Here is a 14,091-nt window from a genome sequence, read left to right on the forward strand (position 1 = left end):
GATGGCATTTATTGAAAAAGGTCAAGAAATCGATATTGAAGCAATCAAGGCAGAAACCCAATTGTCTGCGGAAGCCTTGCGTCTAAAGGAGCGTCGTGATAGAGAAATGGCAGACATTATTTCAGGAGAAGATGACCGGATCCTTTTGGTGATTGGTCCTTGCTCGTCTGACAATGAAGAGGCTGTCTTGGAATATGCCCGTCGTTTATCTGCTTTGCAAAAGAAGGTGGCGGACAAGATTTTCATGGTTATGCGTGTTTATACAGCTAAACCTCGCACTAACGGAGACGGCTATAAAGGTTTGGTTCACCAGCCAGATACTTCTAAGGCTCCAAGTCTGATTAACGGTTTGCAGGCTGTGCGCCAGTTGCACTACCGCGTGATTACAGAGACTGGTTTGACAACGGCAGATGAGATGCTTTATCCGTCAAATCTGGTCTTGGTAGATGATTTGGTCAGCTACCATGCTGTTGGGGCTCGTTCTGTGGAAGACCAAGAGCACCGCTTTGTGGCTTCAGGGATTGATGCACCAGTAGGGATGAAAAATCCAACCTCAGGAAATCTTGGGGTTATGTTTAACGGTATCTATGCCGCTCAAAACAAACAGACCTTCCTCTTTCATGGCCAAGAAGTTGAGACTTCAGGAAATCCCTTGGCCCATGTCATCCTTCGTGGTGCAGTTAATGAATATGGGAAAAATGAGCCTAACTTTTACTATGAAACCCTGCTAAATGCCATTGAACGCTATGAGACTATGGGGCTTGAAAATCCTTTTATCCTCATTGATACCAACCATGATAATTCCGGAAAGCAATATATGGAGCAGATTCGAATTGTTCGCCAGACCTTGCAAAATCGTGATTGGAATGAGAAGATTAAAAAGACAGTTCGAGGCTTTATGATTGAATCTTACCTAGCAGATGGTCGTCAAAACCAACCAGAGGTCTTTGGTTGCTCTATTACCGATCCTTGTCTAGGTTGGGAAAACACAGAGGCTTTGGTAGAAGAGATTTATGCTACCTTGACAAAATAAGTGAAAAGGATGGAGTTGGGGGAATCTCAACTCCTTTTGATGAGAATGATAGTTGGACACGGAATTGACATTGAAGAATTGGCTTCTATAAAAAGCGCAGTTACACGACATGAAGGCTTTGCTAAGCGCGTGCTGACAGCTAAGGAAATGGAGCGGTTTAACAGTCTTAAAGGGCGCAGGCAAATAGAATATTTAGCTGGTCGCTGGTCGGCTAAAGAAGCCTTTTCCAAGGCTATGGGAACTGGTATTGGCAAGCTCGGTTTTCAAGATTTAGAAGTCTTGAATAATGAACGCGGGGCGCCTTATTTTAGTCAGTCACCATTTTCAGGAAAGATTTGGCTGTCTATCAGCCATACAGATCAGTTTGTGACAGCTAGTGTCATTTTGGAGGAAAATCATGAAAGCTAGTCCGCATAGACCAACCAAGGCTCTGATTCATCTGAGAGCTATTCGACAAAATATTCAGCAAATGGGGGCTCATATCCCTGAAGGAACACTCAAATTTGCAGTAGTCAAGGCTAATGCCTATGGTCATGGAGCTGTTGCCGTTGCCACGACTATTCAAGATGATGTTGATGGCTTTTGCGTTTCCAATATCGATGAAGCTATTGAACTCAGACAGGCTGGACTTAGCAAGCGAATCCTTATTTTAGGAGTTTCTGAAATCGAAGTTGTTGCTCTAGCTAAAGAATATGACATCACCTTGACTGTAGCTGGACTGGAGTGGATTCAAGCACTCTTAGATAAGGAAGCGGACTTAACTGGATTAACAGTCCACCTCAAGATTGATTCAGGAATGGGACGAATTGGTTTTCGAGAGGCTAGTGAAGCTGAGCAGGTTCAAGACTTGCTCCAACAACATGGTGCTCGTGTTGAAGGGATTTTTACCCACTTTGCTACTGCAGACGAGAAATCAGATGACTACTTTAATGCCCAGTTAGAACGGTTTAAAACTATTTTGGCCAGTATGAAAGGTCTTCCAGAGCTGGTTCATGCCAGCAATTCTGCAACGACTCTTTGGCATGCAGAGACTATTTTTAACGCGGTTCGTATAGGAGATGCCATGTATGGTCTTAATCCTAGCGGAGAGGTTTTGGACCTACCCTATGACTTGATTCCGGCCTTGACCTTGGAGTCTGCTATGGTCCATGTCAAGACAGTTCCAGCTGGAGCTTGTATGGGCTACGGAGCTACCTATCAGGCGGATAGCGAGCAAGTCATCGCGACCGTGCCAATCGGCTATGCGGATGGTTGGACACGAGATATGCAAAATTTCGCTGTCTTGGTAGATGGGCAAGCTTGCCCAATCGTTGGGCGAGTATCTATGGACCAAATCACCATTCGTCTGCCTAAGCTTTATCCGCTGGGAACCAAAGTAACCTTGATTGGTTCTAACGGGGGCAAGGAGATCACAGCTACTCAGGTAGCGACCTACCGTGGAACTATTAACTACGAGGTCGTTTGTCTTCTCAGCGATCGCATTCCGAGAGAGTATTATTAAAACAAAGAAAGGAGGGGGAGCATGAATCTACATCAACCCTTGCATGTCTTACCTGGTGTGGGACCAAAGTCAGCAGAAAAATACGCCAAACTAGGAATTGAAAACTTGCAAGACCTCTTGCTCTACTTTCCTTTCCGTTATGAAGATTTCAAAACCAAGCAGGTGCTGGAGCTAGAAGACGGTGAGAAGGCGGTTCTTTCTGGTCAGGTAGTGACTCCTGCTAGTGTCCAGTATTATGGTTTCAAGCGCAATCGTCTGCGCTTTAGCCTCAAGCAGGGCGAAGTCGTTTTTGCGGTGAATTTCTTTAACCAGCCCTATCTAGCAGATAAGATAGAGTTGGGAGCAACCCTTGCTGTCTTTGGAAAATGGGACCGTGCCAAGGCTAGTTTGACTGGGATGAAGGTCCTGGCTCAGGTGGAAGATGACCTCCAGCCTGTTTATCGCTTGGCTCAGGGAATCAGTCAGGCCAGTCTGGTCAAGGTCATCAAGATGGCTTTTGATCAGGGACTGGATCTCTTGATTGAGGAAAATCTTCCCCAGTCTTTGCTGGACAAATACAAACTCATGTCCCGTTGTCAGGCAGTCCGAGCTATGCATTTTCCAAAGGATTTGGCAGAATACAAGCAGGCCCTTCGCCGTATCAAGTTTGAGGAACTCTTTTATTTCCAAATGCAATTGCAGATGCTCAAGTCTGAAAATAGAGTTCAGGGAAGCGGTCTGGTTCTGGATTGGTCTCAGGAAAAAGTGACAGCAGTCAAGGAAAGTCTTCCTTTTGCCCTAACTTCAGCTCAAGAAAAGAGTTTGCAGGAAATTTTGAATGACATGAAGTCGGACCATCATATGAATCGTCTCCTACAAGGAGATGTGGGGAGCGGAAAAACGGTAGTCGCTGGTTTGGCTATGTTTGCGGCAGTGACAGCTGGCTACCAGACTGCTCTCATGGTGCCAACAGAAATTCTCGCAGAGCAACATTTTGAGAGTCTACAGAGTCTCTTCCCAGACCTAAAACTGGCTCTTTTGACAGGTTCCTTGAAAGCTGCAGAAAAGAGAGGAGTCTTGGAGACTATTGCCAAGGGTGAGGCTGATTTGATTATCGGAACTCATGCCCTGATTCAGGATGGGGTGGAGTATGCTCGTCTTGGTTTGATTATCATCGATGAGCAGCACCGTTTCGGTGTGGGGCAAAGGCGTATTTTACGGGAAAAAGGTGACAATCCTGACGTTCTCATGATGACAGCGACTCCTATTCCACGGACGCTGGCTATCACAGCCTTTGGTGATATGGATGTTTCCATTATCGACCAGATGCCAGCAGGGCGGAAGCCTATTGTGACACGCTGGATCAATCATGAGCAACTACCTCAGGTCTTGACTTGGTTAGAGGGGGAAATTCAAAAAGGTTCCCAAGCCTATGTCATCTCTCCCTTGATTGAAGAATCAGAAGCTCTGGATCTGAAAAATGCCATTGCCTTATCAGAAGAGTTGACGACTCATTTTGCAGGTAAGGCAGAGGTGGCTCTTCTACATGGTAAGATGAAGAGTGATGAAAAAGACCAGATTATGCAGGAGTTCAAAGAGAGAAAAACGGATATTCTGGTTTCGACGACTGTTATCGAGGTCGGGGTCAATGTTCCCAATGCGACCGTCATGATTATCATGGATGCCGATCGCTTCGGGCTCAGCCAGCTTCACCAGCTCAGGGGTCGTGTTGGTCGGGGAGATAAGCAGTCCTATGCAGTTCTTGTTGCCAATCCCAAGACGGATTCTGGGAAAGACCGTATGCGCATCATGACAGAAACCACCAATGGTTTTGTTCTTGCTGAGGAAGATTTGAAAATGCGTGGTTCAGGTGAAATTTTTGGAACCAGACAGTCAGGACTTCCAGAATTCCAAGTGGCTGATATTATTGAAGATTTTCCAATTTTAGAAGAAGCCAGAAAAGTTGCTAGTTACATTAGTTCGATAGAAGCTTGGCAAGAGGATTCAGAATGGCGCATGATTGCCCTTCATTTGGAGAAGAAAGAACATCTAGATTAAACTTTTTCTAAGGAAATCTTAAGCTAGCTTTCAGGTTTGGCCCTTATACTAGAGTCATCAAAAAGAAACGAGGACTCTCACATGACAGTAACGATTAAAGTAAATTACCAAACCACTTTCCAGGAGAAAGAAGCAACAAAATAATATAAATAGAAGGAAGAAAGAGCGAAATGCTCTTTTTTTGTTTGAGTTTTTTCAAGATTTGAACGGTAATTATAAATAGCTAGAGTAGAATGGAGTCAGTTCAGAGTAGACGATTACTTTCTAAATCATTAAGTGAAAGAATCAAAAGATAGTATATTTAGTTTATGGGACAATAGATTGAAAGGATATGTCTTTTCTGAAACTACTTTCAGAAACAGCTGTTCTATAAAATACTTTTGAAACTGAAATCTATTCTACCACAAAGTATTGAAAGCGCTTTAAAAATAATATATAATGAACTCATAAGAACAAGGAAAAGGAGGAAAGAGGATGCCACAGATTACTAAAGAAGCCTTGATTGCACAAATCAAAGATGGAATCATCGTTTCTTGTCAGGCCCTTCCTCACGAACCGCTCTACACAGAAGCGGGAGGAGTCATTCCCTTGCTGGTCAAAGCGGCTGAGCAAGGCGGAGCAGTCGGTATCCGAGCAAATAGTGTTCGCGATATCAAGGAAATCAAGGAGGTTACAAATCTTCCAATCATTGGGATAATAAAACGAGATTATCCACCGCAAGAACCCTTCATCACTGCTACTATGAAAGAAGTTGATGAATTGGCAGAACTTGATATAGAGGTCATTGCTCTGGATTGTACCAAGCGTGAACGCTATGATGGTTTGGAGATTCAAGAGTTCATTCGTCAGGTTAAGGAAAAATATCCTAACCAGCTCTTGATGGCTGATACAAGTACTTTCGAGGAAGGATTGGCAGCCGTTGAAGCAGGAATCGACTTTGTCGGAACAACCTTATCAGGATACACATCTTATAGTCCAAAAGTGGATGGTCCCGATTTTGAATTAATCAAAAAACTCTGTGATGCTGGTGTAGATGTCATTGCAGAAGGAAAAATTCATACACCAGAACAAGCCAAACAAATCCTAGGATATGGAGTGCGAGGTATTGTTGTTGGTGGCGCTATTACTAGACCAAAAGAGATCACAGAACGCTTTGTTGCTGGTCTCAAATAACACAATCTCAAAACAGAGGAGAGTGGTTGATGCGTCGGATGGAATGACAACGTATACAAATGCAATCTTACTCATTATCCAATATGGATACGCTTATCAATTAGGAGAATACAAATGAAATTTAGAAAACTAGCTTGTACAGTACTTGCGGGTGCTGCGGTTCTTGGCCTTGCTGCATGTGGTAATTCTGGCGGAAGTAAAGATGCTGGAAAATCTGGTAGCGATAGCGGAAAAACAGAAATCACTTGGTGGGCATTCCCAGTCTTCACACAAGAAAAAACTGGTGACGGTGTTGGAACATATGAAAAATCAATCATCGAAGCGTTTGAAAAAGTAAATCCAGATGTAAAAGTGAAATTGGAAACCATCGACTTCAAGTCAGGTCCTGAAAAAATCACAACAGCTATCGAAGCAGGAACAGCTCCAGACGTACTTTTTGATGCACCAGGACGTATCATTCAATACGGTAAAAATGGTAAATTGGCTGAGTTGAACGACCTCTTCACAGACGAATTCGTCAAAGATGTTAACAATGAAAACATTGTACAAGCAAGTAAAGCTGGAGACAAAGCTTACATGTATCCAATCAGTTCTGCACCATTCTACATGGCCATGAACAAGAAAATGTTGGAAGATGCTGGAGTTGCAAACCTTGTAAAAGAAGGTTGGACAACTGATGACTTTGAAAAAGTTTTGAAAGCGCTTAAAGATAAAGGCTACACACCAGGTTCATTGTTCAGTTCTGGTCAAGGGGGAGACCAAGGAACACGTGCCTTCATTGCAAACCTTTATGGCGGTTCTGTAACAGATAAAGATGTAACAAAATATACAACTGATGATCCTAAATTCGTCAAAGGTCTTGAAAAAGCAGCTAGCTGGATTAAAGACGGTTTATTGAACAACGGTTCACAATTTGACGGTGGAGCAGATATCCAAAACTTTGCCAACGGTCAAACATCTTACACAATTCTTTGGGCACCATCTCAAAACGGTATCCAAGCTAAACTCTTGGAAGCAAGTAAAGTAGAAGTGGTAGAAGTACCATTCCCATCAGATTCAGGTAAACCAGCTCTTGAATACCTTGTAAACGGATTTGCAGTATTCAACAACAAGGACGACAAGAAAGTTGCAGCATCTAAGAAATTCGTTCAATTCATCGCAGATGACAAAGAATGGGGTCCAAAAGACGTTGTTCGTACAGGTGCTTTCCCAGTTCGTACTTCATTTGGCAAAGTTTATGAAGACAAACGTATGGAAACAATCAGTGGTTGGACTCAATACTACTCACCATACTACAACACTATCAATGGTTTTGCTGAAATGAGAACACTTTGGTTCCCAATGTTGCAATCAGTTTCAAATGGCGATCAAAAACCAGCTGATGCATTGAAAGCATTTACCGAAAAAGCAAATGAAACTATCAAAAAAGCTACAAAACAATAAGCACTGAATCAGATTGACTCCTCCCTTTTCCCTGTGCATAATCTATGTAAGAAAAGGGAGGATTTTATTTGAAATATCAGAAACTGTCACGAAATTAAAATGAAGTTCTTGCATAAGCGAATCTTAAAAAATTTCATTTTGATTTTAAAACTGTTCAAGAAAATCCAAAATATTCTATTTGTGAAAGAGAGGTGCCGACTGTGAAAGTCAATAAAATTCGTATGCAGGAAACAGTGATTTCCTACGCTTTCTTAGCACCAGTATTATTCTTCTTTGTCATCTTTGTATTGGTTCCTATGATTATGGGATTCATTACAAGTTTCTTTAACTATTCAATGACTAAATTTGAGTTTGTGGGATTGGACAACTACATTCGTATGTTTAAAGACCCTGTCTTTATGAAGTCTTTGATTAACACAGTTATTTTGGTTGTTGGATCTGTACCGATTGTTGTTCTCTTTTCGCTCTTTGTGGCGTCGCAAACCTACCATCAAAATGCTATTGCCAGATCTTTCTACCGTTTCGTCTTCTTCCTTCCTGTTGTAACAGGTAGTGTTGCCGTAACAGTTGTTTGGAAATGGATTTATGACCCATTATCAGGGATTCTAAACTTTGTCCTTAAGTCAAGCCATATCATCAGCCAGAATATTTCTTGGTTGGGAGATAAACACTGGGCATTACTGGCAATTATGATTATCCTCTTGACAACTTCAGTTGGTCAACCAATCATCCTCTACATAGCTGCTATGGGGAATATTGACAATTCACTGGTTGAAGCGGCTCGTGTAGACGGTGCAACTGAATTTCAAGTTTTCTGGAAGATTAAATGGCCAAGCCTTCTTCCAACAACTCTCTACATCGCAATCATCACAACAATTAACTCATTTCAAGTTTTCGCCTTGATTCAACTATTAACATCTGGTGGGCCAAACTACTCAACAAGTACCTTGATGTACTACCTTTACGAAAAAGCCTTCCAATTGACCGAATACGGGTATGCTAATACCATTGGTGTCTTCTTGGCAGTCATGATTGCTATTGTAAGCTTTGTTCAATTTAAGGCGCTCGGAAATGACGTAGAATATTAAAGAAAGGAGACAGCTATGCAATCTACACAAAAGAAACCTATAACAGCTTTCACTGTTATTTCAACTATTATCTTGCTCTTGTTGACCGTGCTGTTCATCTTTCCATTCTACTGGATTTTGACAGGGGCCTTCAAATCACAACCTGATACCATCGTTATTCCACCACAATGGTTCCCTAAAATGCCAACCATGGAAAACTTCCAACAACTCATGGTGCAAAACCCTGCTATGCAGTGGATGTGGAACTCTGTGTTTATCTCATTGGTAACCATGTTCTTAGTCTGTGCGACCTCATCTCTAGCAGGTTATGTATTGGCTAAAAAACGTTTCTATGGGCAACGTATTCTCTTTGCAATCTTTATTGCTGCTATGGCACTTCCAAAACAAGTTGTCCTTGTACCATTGGTACGTATCGTCAACTTCATGGGAATTCACGATACTCTCTGGGCAGTTATCTTGCCTTTGATTGGATGGCCATTCGGGGTCTTCCTCATGAAACAGTTCAGTGAGAATATTCCTACAGAGTTGCTTGAATCAGCTAAAATCGACGGTTGTGGTGAGATTCGTACCTTCTGGAGCGTAGCCTTCCCAATTGTGAAACCAGGATTTGCAGCCCTTGCAATCTTTACCTTCATCAATACATGGAACGACTACTTCATGCAGTTGGTAATGCTGACTTCACGTAATAATTTGACCATTTCACTCGGTGTTGCGACTATGCAGGCTGAAATGGCAACCAACTATGGTTTGATCATGGCAGGTGCAGCTCTTGCAGCAGTTCCAATCGTAACAGTCTTCCTAGTCTTCCAAAAATCCTTTACTCAAGGTATTACCATGGGAGCGGTCAAAGGTTAAGAAAAGTAAACTGGTGTGTCAAGATTGCGGAAGTGGTCTTGACATGCTATGGAAATATAGATGTTATAAGTGTCTACAAAATGTTGGGTATGCAGTTACTTTATGAAGTTTTGTTAGACACTTATCAACTTAAGAATGATTTTAGTTAACTATCAGAAACGAAGGAAACAGTATGATTTTTGACGATTTGAAAAATATTACCTTTTACAAGGGGATTCATCCTAATCTAGACAAGGCTATCGACTATCTCTATCAACATCGTAAGGATTCTTTCGAGTTAGGAAAGTATGAGATTGACGGGGACAAGGTCTTTCTAGTTGTTCAGGAAAATGTCCTCAATCAAGCTGAAAATGATCAATTTGAGCATCATAAGAACTATGCAGACTTGCATTTGCTGGTAGAAGGACATGAATATTCGAGCTACGGTTCACGTATCAAAGACGAGGCAGTAGCATTCGACGAAGCAAGTGACATTGGCTTTGTTCATTGTCATGAACATTACCCACTCTTGTTGGGTTATCACAATTTTGCGATTTTCTTCCCAGGAGAACCACATCAGCCAAATGGCTATGCAGGTATGGAAGAGAAGGTTCGCAAATATCTCTTTAAAATTTTGATTGACTAAAAAATCAGGAGGAGCAAACATGGCACAAAAAGGAGTAAGCCTTATCAAGGCAGCATTTGATACAGACAACTTTCTCATGCGTTTTAGTGAGAAGGTCTTGGATATCGTGACAGCCAATCTTCTTTTTGTCGTCTCTTGTTTACCCATCGTGACGATTGGAGTGGCGAAAATTAGCCTCTACGAGACTATGTTTGAGATTAAGAAGAGCAGACGTGTGCCTGTCTTTAAAATCTATCTAAGAGCTTTCAAGGAAAATCTGAAACTAGGTCTTCAGTTAGGTCTGCTTGAGTTGGGCATTGTCTCATTAAGCCTTCTAGACCTCTATCTCTTCTGGGGTCAGACAGCTATGCCTTTCCAAATGGTAAAAGCTATTTGTCTAGGTATTCTTATCTTCCTCACTATCGTGATGTTGGCTAGCTATCCAATCGCTGCACGCTATGATTTGACTTGGAAAGAAGTCTTACAAAAAGGACTTATCTTGGCAAGTTTTAACTTTCCTTGGTTCTTCCTTATGTTAGCCATTCTCTTTCTCATTGTGTTGGTTCTTTATCTGTCCGCCTTCAGTTTGCTTTTAGGTGGCTCAGCCTTCCTGCTTTTTGGGTTTGGACTCTTGGTCTTTATTCAGACTGGATTGATGGAGAAAATTTTCGCAAAATACCAATAAGATGGCTTGTTTCTGAAACTACTTTCAAGCTATAAACATTTCAAAATACATATCGAAACTAAAATCTAAGTGTACACAAGATGTTGAAAGCGTTTTTCACAAGGTGTATACTAAACACGTAAAGAATAAATCCTGCTTTTAGCAGAAAAAAAGAAATCTTAGGAGAAAATCTATGTCAGATTTAAAAAAATACGAAGGTGTCATTCCAGCCTTCTACGCATGTTATGATGATCAAGGAGAAGTAAGTCCAGAGCGTACGCGTGCCTTGGTTCAATACTTCATTGATAAAGGTGTTCAAGGTCTTTATGTCAATGGTTCTTCTGGTGAATGTATCTACCAAAGCGTTGAAGACCGCAAATTGATTTTGGAAGAAGTCATGGCGGTTGCCAAAGGTAAATTGACTATCATTGCTCACGTTGCTTGCAACAATACCAAAGACAGTATGGAACTTGCTCGCCATGCTGAAAGCTTGGGTGTAGATGCTATTGCAACGATTCCACCGATTTACTTCCGCTTGCCAGAATACTCAGTTGCTAAATACTGGAATGATATCAGTTCTGCAGCTCCAAACACAGACTACGTGATTTACAACATTCCTCAATTGGCAGGGGTTGCTTTGACTCCAAGCCTTTACACAGAAATGTTGAAAAATCCACGTGTTATCGGTGTTAAGAACTCTTCTATGCCAGTTCAAGATATCCAAACCTTTGTGAGCCTTGGTGGAGAAGACCACATCGTCTTTAACGGTCCAGATGAGCAGTTCTTAGGTGGTCGTCTCATGGGAGCTAAAGCTGGTATCGGTGGTACTTATGGTGCTATGCCAGAACTCTTCTTGAAACTCAACCAATTGATTGCTGACAAAGACTTAGAGACAGCGCGTGAATTGCAATACGCTATCAATGCAATCATTGGCAAATTGACTGCTGCACATGGAAATATGTATGGAGTGATTAAAGAAGTCTTGAAGATCAATGAAGGCTTGAATATTGGTTCTGTTCGTTCACCATTGACACCAGTGACTGAAGAAGATCGTCCAGTTGTAGAAGCAGCTGCTGCCTTGATTCGTGAAACCAAGGAGCGCTTCCTCTAATCCATAAGGAGGTATTTATGACACACTACGTTGCAATTGATATCGGTGGAACCAACATCAAATATGGTTTGATCGACCAAGAAGGCCAACTTGTTGAATCGCATGAAATGCCAACAGAGGCGCATAAAGGTGGACCTCATATCTTACAAAAGACCAAAGATATCGTAGCCAGCTATTTAGAACAAGGCCCAGTAGCAGGTGTTGCTATTTCTTCTGCAGGAATGGTGGATCCAGATAAGGGTGAGATTTTCTATGCTGGACCTCAGATTCCAAATTATGCAGGAACCAAGTTCAAGAAGGAAATCGAGACTAGCTTTGCGATTCCTTGTGAGATTGAAAATGATGTCAACTGTGCAGGTCTTGCTGAGGCAGTATCTGGTTCAGGCAAGGGAGCGAGTGTGACACTTTGCTTGACCATTGGAACCGGTATCGGTGGTTGCTTGATTATGGATGGGAAAGTCTTCCATGGATTTAGCAATTCGGCCTGTGAAGTTGGTTATATGCATATGCAGGATGGAGCATTCCAAGATTTGGCTTCTACAACAGCCTTGGTGGAGTATGTAGCAGCAGGTCATGGAGATCCAGTTGATCAGTGGAATGGTCGTCGGATTTTTAAGGAAGCTACTGAAGGCAACAAGATTTGTATGGCTGGTATTGACCGCATGGTAGACTATCTAGGAAAAGGTCTGGCAAATATTTGCTACGTTGCTAATCCAGAAGTGGTCATTCTCGGTGGCGGTATCATGGGACAAGAAGCTATCCTCAAACCCAAAATCCGTACAGCCTTGAAAGAAGCCTTGGTACCAAGTCTGGCTGATAAGACGAGATTAGAATTTGCCCATCACCAAAATACGGCAGGAATGTTGGGTGCCTACTATCATTTCAAGACAAAACAATCCTAGTTTGGCCCAGCCAAACTAGGATTTTCTAATCAAATCCTCTTGACTTTCTTTATAATTGTGAGATAATAAATAAAATATATAAAGGAATTATATAAAATGGCTATAGCAAATTCAAGTAAAATTGTGACCTTCCAAGCTAATAGAGAATTAGTAAATGATGCCATGGAAGTGTTAAAAGAAAAAAATCTCTCTCTTTCATCGGCACTTAGATTATTTTTAAAGAATGTTGCCGTAACAAATGAAGTAGATTTACTGAGTGAAGAGGAATTAGAGAAGGAGTATTTGTTTAGACAATTACAAGCAGAAGTTCAAGAAAGTTATGCCAAGATTGAGGCTGGAAATTACTTGACAGATGAGGATGTCGTGACACGCTATGGATTATAAAAAATATCGGATTTTGTATTCTCCTAGAGTGATTGATAGTCTGGACAAAATATATCAGTATATAGCGGAGGAAATTGGTTCTGTAGAGGCTGCGAGACGAAAAGTAGCCAGTATTAGAAAAGATATTAATCGTCTAGAAATTTTCCCCCAAGCTGGATTTGATGCCGATGAAAAATTTGGTAAGAAATTAGACCCTCGCTACCAAACGCGAGGATTGACCTTGAGTAAGGATTACATCGTATTATATACAATTGTGGAGGATACTGTCAGACTTGCTTATTTACTCCCTTCAAAAAGTGATTATATGAAATTATTTAAGACTAAATCAAGATACGACTAACTCATAATCTAGAAGAGGTGTGTTTGGTGATGAATAAAAATCCTAGTTTGGCTAAGCCAAACTAGGATTTTCTGACGCGTTTTTGTCTACGATAGCCGTTGAGTTTTTTATTTTCCCAATAGCTATTAAAGATTTTCTCCTTGCTTTCACGATTGATTTCCAAAAAGTAGGCATAAATTAAATCGATAAAGAAGAGCATAGGAAGTTGAGCGGATATTCGTTGGATGTAGGAGGATTGACTATGGGTGGCTACAAGAACAGTCTCTGTATAGGTCTGGCTATCTTTATTGGGAACACTTGTAAAAAGTACAGTCTTTGCCCCCATCTCCTTGGCATCTAATAGGCTATCTAAAATAGAAGGAGTTGTGCCAGAAAGTGAGAAACCGAGTACGAGACAATTCTCATCCATAATGCTGGTTGTCCAAGCAAAACCGTCTTGGTCGGTCAAGGCCTCACAGACCACACCTAGACGCATGAAGCGTAATTTCATTTCACGAGCGACAAGGCCAGAACTACCTGTTCCGAAGAAGTAGACACGCTCAGCATCTTCAATTAATTGGGCGATTCGTTCTAGTTGGACTTCGTCAATCAAGTCCTGTGTTTGTTCCCGCATACTGCTATAACTTCTAAGGACTCGTTTTGTCAGTGGACTGTGTTTGTGAGAATGGGTGTCTTGTTTCTCTGCTTGGTGCAGGTATTGAAAAATAAATTCTCTATAGCCTGTAAAACCACACTTTTTAGCAAAGCGAGTTAGTGCAGCCTGAGAGATATGTAATTTTTGAGTGACCTGTTGGGAAGATAAATCATCTGTAATCGTTTCAGCTTGCAAAAAATAGCGAGCGATTTCTTGCTCAAGGTCTGTCATTTCTTCAAAATGTGAATCAATGACAGTTGCGATATCTGGTTTGTCCATAGGGAAGGCTCCTTTAAATGAGTCGTATTGGAAAAAGACTAGA

At 41.5% G+C, this 14,091-nt stretch carries 15 protein-coding genes; 14 read left to right on the plus strand and 1 reads right to left on the minus strand.

Going from position 1 to position 14,091, the window contains the following annotated elements; genetic code table 11:
* Window position 1: 1 nt before the first annotated feature.
* The 14 genes from QMQ21_RS16745 to QMQ21_RS16810 all read left to right on the plus strand — a co-directional run bounded on the left by QMQ21_RS16745 (window position 2) and on the right by QMQ21_RS16810 (window position 13,135).
* Window positions 2–1,033, plus strand: coding sequence for a 3-deoxy-7-phosphoheptulonate synthase (locus QMQ21_RS16745; protein ID WP_049500897.1), 1,032 nt, complete (start codon window positions 2–4; stop codon window positions 1,031–1,033).
* Window positions 1,034–1,078: 45 nt separating this feature from the next.
* Window positions 1,079–1,441 (plus strand): holo-ACP synthase, encoded by a 363-nt coding sequence (gene acpS / locus QMQ21_RS16750; RefSeq protein ID WP_284525501.1) that lies wholly within the window; start codon window positions 1,079–1,081, stop codon window positions 1,439–1,441.
* Complete coding sequence (alr, locus tag QMQ21_RS16755) at window positions 1,431–2,534, plus strand: alanine racemase (protein ID WP_261814835.1); 1,104 nt, start codon at window positions 1,431–1,433, stop codon at window positions 2,532–2,534. The genes acpS and alr overlap by 11 nt, the downstream gene beginning before the upstream one ends.
* Before the next feature lie 21 nt (window positions 2,535–2,555).
* A complete protein-coding gene (gene recG / locus QMQ21_RS16760) occupies window positions 2,556–4,571 on the plus strand; it encodes an ATP-dependent DNA helicase RecG (protein WP_261814836.1) in 2,016 nt (671 codons plus the stop codon).
* A gap of 474 nt (window positions 4,572–5,045) precedes the next feature.
* Window positions 5,046–5,744: an N-acetylmannosamine-6-phosphate 2-epimerase gene (locus QMQ21_RS16765; RefSeq protein ID WP_001135679.1), complete on the plus strand. Its 699-nt coding sequence runs from the start codon at window positions 5,046–5,048 to the stop codon at window positions 5,742–5,744.
* A 114-nt stretch (window positions 5,745–5,858) separates the two neighbouring features.
* Window positions 5,859–7,187 carry an ABC transporter substrate-binding protein gene (locus QMQ21_RS16770; protein ID WP_261814837.1) on the plus strand — a complete coding sequence of 443 codons (1,329 nt, stop codon included), beginning with the start codon at window positions 5,859–5,861 and terminating at the stop codon, window positions 7,185–7,187.
* Between the two features lie 221 nt (window positions 7,188–7,408).
* A complete protein-coding gene (locus QMQ21_RS16775; RefSeq protein WP_261056138.1) occupies window positions 7,409–8,275 on the plus strand; it encodes a carbohydrate ABC transporter permease in 867 nt (288 codons plus the stop codon).
* Window positions 8,276–8,290: 15 nt separating this feature from the next.
* Window positions 8,291–9,130 (plus strand): carbohydrate ABC transporter permease, encoded by an 840-nt coding sequence (locus QMQ21_RS16780; protein ID WP_001192117.1) that lies wholly within the window; start codon window positions 8,291–8,293, stop codon window positions 9,128–9,130.
* A 172-nt stretch (window positions 9,131–9,302) separates the two neighbouring features.
* Window positions 9,303–9,755: a NanQ anomerase/TabA/YiaL family protein gene (locus QMQ21_RS16785; protein WP_000575448.1), complete on the plus strand. Its 453-nt coding sequence runs from the start codon at window positions 9,303–9,305 to the stop codon at window positions 9,753–9,755.
* A 19-nt stretch (window positions 9,756–9,774) separates the two neighbouring features.
* Entirely contained in the window at window positions 9,775–10,419 is a 645-nt protein-coding gene (locus tag QMQ21_RS16790) for a YesL family protein (protein WP_261087432.1), read from the plus strand.
* 172 nt (window positions 10,420–10,591) lie between these two features.
* On the plus strand, window positions 10,592–11,509 hold the full coding sequence (locus tag QMQ21_RS16795) for a dihydrodipicolinate synthase family protein (RefSeq protein ID WP_001281495.1): 918 nt from the start codon (window positions 10,592–10,594) through the stop codon (window positions 11,507–11,509).
* Window positions 11,510–11,526: 17 nt separating this feature from the next.
* The gene (locus QMQ21_RS16800; RefSeq protein WP_261814839.1) at window positions 11,527–12,411 is read left to right on the plus strand and encodes an ROK family protein; all 885 of its coding nucleotides are present in this window, start codon (window positions 11,527–11,529) and stop codon (window positions 12,409–12,411) included.
* 96 nt (window positions 12,412–12,507) lie between these two features.
* On the plus strand, window positions 12,508–12,795 hold the full coding sequence (relB, locus tag QMQ21_RS16805) for a type II toxin-antitoxin system RelB/ParD family antitoxin (RefSeq protein WP_000951986.1): 288 nt from the start codon (window positions 12,508–12,510) through the stop codon (window positions 12,793–12,795).
* On the plus strand, window positions 12,785–13,135 hold the full coding sequence (locus QMQ21_RS16810) for a type II toxin-antitoxin system RelE/ParE family toxin (RefSeq protein ID WP_000384864.1): 351 nt from the start codon (window positions 12,785–12,787) through the stop codon (window positions 13,133–13,135). The genes relB and QMQ21_RS16810 overlap by 11 nt, the downstream gene beginning before the upstream one ends.
* 61 nt (window positions 13,136–13,196) lie before the next feature.
* Here QMQ21_RS16810 and QMQ21_RS16815 read toward each other — a convergent pair whose 3' ends face one another.
* Window positions 13,197–14,048, minus strand: a complete 852-nt coding sequence (locus tag QMQ21_RS16815; protein ID WP_261814840.1) for a MurR/RpiR family transcriptional regulator — start codon at window positions 14,046–14,048, stop codon at window positions 13,197–13,199.
* Window positions 14,049–14,091: the final 43 nt, after the last annotated feature.

It is taken from the genome of Streptococcus bouchesdurhonensis (genome assembly GCF_948472335.1).

Coding starts and splice junctions, on each gene's coding strand:
- QMQ21_RS16745 (WP_049500897.1), top strand. CDS start 2: ATGGCATTTATTGAAAAAGGTCAAGAAATCGATATTGAAGCAATCAAG.
- acpS (WP_284525501.1), top strand. CDS start 1,079: ATGATAGTTGGACACGGAATTGACATTGAAGAATTGGCTTCTATAAAA.
- alr (WP_261814835.1), top strand. CDS start 1,431: ATGAAAGCTAGTCCGCATAGACCAACCAAGGCTCTGATTCATCTGAGA.
- recG (WP_261814836.1), top strand. CDS start 2,556: ATGAATCTACATCAACCCTTGCATGTCTTACCTGGTGTGGGACCAAAG.
- QMQ21_RS16765 (WP_001135679.1), top strand. CDS start 5,046: ATGCCACAGATTACTAAAGAAGCCTTGATTGCACAAATCAAAGATGGA.
- QMQ21_RS16770 (WP_261814837.1), top strand. CDS start 5,859: ATGAAATTTAGAAAACTAGCTTGTACAGTACTTGCGGGTGCTGCGGTT.
- QMQ21_RS16775 (WP_261056138.1), top strand. CDS start 7,409: ATGCAGGAAACAGTGATTTCCTACGCTTTCTTAGCACCAGTATTATTC.
- QMQ21_RS16780 (WP_001192117.1), top strand. CDS start 8,291: ATGCAATCTACACAAAAGAAACCTATAACAGCTTTCACTGTTATTTCA.
- QMQ21_RS16785 (WP_000575448.1), top strand. CDS start 9,303: ATGATTTTTGACGATTTGAAAAATATTACCTTTTACAAGGGGATTCAT.
- QMQ21_RS16790 (WP_261087432.1), top strand. CDS start 9,775: ATGGCACAAAAAGGAGTAAGCCTTATCAAGGCAGCATTTGATACAGAC.
- QMQ21_RS16795 (WP_001281495.1), top strand. CDS start 10,592: ATGTCAGATTTAAAAAAATACGAAGGTGTCATTCCAGCCTTCTACGCA.
- QMQ21_RS16800 (WP_261814839.1), top strand. CDS start 11,527: ATGACACACTACGTTGCAATTGATATCGGTGGAACCAACATCAAATAT.
- relB (WP_000951986.1), top strand. CDS start 12,508: ATGGCTATAGCAAATTCAAGTAAAATTGTGACCTTCCAAGCTAATAGA.
- QMQ21_RS16810 (WP_000384864.1), top strand. CDS start 12,785: ATGGATTATAAAAAATATCGGATTTTGTATTCTCCTAGAGTGATTGAT.
- QMQ21_RS16815 (WP_261814840.1), bottom strand. CDS start 14,048: ATGGACAAACCAGATATCGCAACTGTCATTGATTCACATTTTGAAGAA.